The 1,112-nt window shown below is 61.6% G+C and carries 1 protein-coding gene; it reads right to left on the bottom strand.

The window, feature by feature from the left end:
• A partial coding sequence (locus tag AC097L_RS25740; protein ID WP_479589535.1) for an acyltransferase family protein occupies positions 1-1,112 on the bottom strand: 1,112 nt, incomplete at both ends.

Below are 1,112 nucleotides of genomic sequence, written 5' to 3' on the forward strand. Positions count from 1 at the left end.
AATTTACCGAAGGCGTATTGGCCGTGGCGATTTACCACAACCACCGGGACATCACTGGGCACTTTTTCCAGCTGCGCCAAGGCCCAGTCCACAAAGCCAGCACATTCATTGGTCGGGTCCATTGCGGTTCGATGTGCGCCCTGAATGATCGGGCATGCACTGTAGGACCACTGCATCACGGAGCCAGGCGCATCAGACGGTACCGCTGCGGCCACTGCCGACATGACTGCATCCGCATGGCTATCGCCCAGCACGATGGCCTTGAGCGGGCCAGTGCCATAAAGACATGAGGGCGAGGCCATCCCTTTGCCCGCATGGCAGTCGGCACGTCGCAGATTGCGGTCCAGCGCGGCCTGGCTGGCCTGCTCAATGGTCGGGTCAAAGCGTCCCGCAACACCATTTTTGAGTACTACCGCCCCGCATCCCATTGCCAATAGGGCGGCTGTTCCGGCCAGACTGCCCACACTCACACCGAATGAAAGCCGACTGAACAAGCGCCGTGCGGGCGTTTCGACTAGGTGGAAAGACAAGTGTCCCAACATCCCCGTCAACGCCAGCCCTGCTGCCACGGCCCAGTGCGCACTTTGGAGGTCGGCATAACGCAAGGCGACGACGATAGGCCAATGCCACAGGTACAGCGAATAGGACCTGCTGCCCAGCCACTGGGCCAGGGTGTTGCCGGTCCATAGGGATTGGCCACGGCCCGACGCCAAAACCATGGCGGAGCCCAGTACCGGCAGCAGCGCACGCCAGCCAGGCCAAGCCGAGCCTGCGTCAAAACTCAACACGGAAGCCACGATCAAGCCCAGGCCGCACAGCTCCAGGGCAACGCGGTGGCGTGTAGTAAGTGCCGTGGGACTGGCCAGCAAATACACCAACCCTCCCGCCAGCATCTCCCAAGCCCGAGTGGGCAGCAAAAAGAAGGCCGTGGAAGGTTTCGATGCGGTTACGGCAACGCACAATCCCAGTGAAACGATAAAGCTGACCGCCAAGGCCCAGGTAGCCGAGCGGCGACCCGGCACCCACTTCCATAACCCCCACAAAGCCACCGGCAGCACCAGATAGAACTGCCACTCCACCGCCAGCGACCAGGTGTGCAGAAGCCATTTGTC

The organism is Rhodoferax sp. RT5P35 (assembly GCF_056521385.1).